Raw genomic sequence first — 536 nt, 5'->3', positions numbered from 1 at the left:
TAGGTCTTCTGCAGGTACAACGTCAAGGCCAGTTACTTCCGCTAGGTGTTTTACTGCTAGAGCTTGGTAACCAGTTGGTGTGTTAAGACCAGTACCGATTGCGGTTGCACCTAGGTTGATTTCTAGTAGGAGTTTAGATGTGTAATCTAGAGCACGAATCTCTTCGTTTAGCGTTACAGCCCAAGCGTGGAACTCTTGACCAACAGTCATTGGTACTGCGTCTTGAAGCTGAGTACGACCCATCTTCAATACGTCTTTGAATTCAGTTGCTTTAAGATCGAATGCGCCTTTTAGGTATTCAATCGCTTCCATTAGTTTGTGTACGCTGTTGTAAACCGCGATACGGAAACCAGTTGGGTACGCACAGTTAGTAGATTGGCTCTTGTTAACGTGGTCGTTCGGGTTGATGAACTCGTATTGGCCTTTTTCTTTGCCCATCAGTTCAAGTGCAACGTTCGCGATAACTTCGTTAGTGTTCATGTTAACGGAAGTACCCGCGCCGCCTTGGAATACGTCTGATGGGAACTGATCCATAC

At 45.9% G+C, this 536-nt stretch carries 1 protein-coding gene; it reads right to left on the bottom strand.

The window, feature by feature from the left end:
* A partial coding sequence (locus tag R7Q09_RS27980; RefSeq protein ID WP_318144184.1) for a lyase family protein occupies positions 1 to 536 on the bottom strand: 536 nt, incomplete at both ends.

The sequence above is a fragment of the Vibrio sp. 2130-1 genome (genome assembly GCF_033339515.1).
The sequence above is the reverse complement of the archived record's forward strand: the minus strand, read 5'-3'. Positions and strand labels throughout refer to the sequence as shown.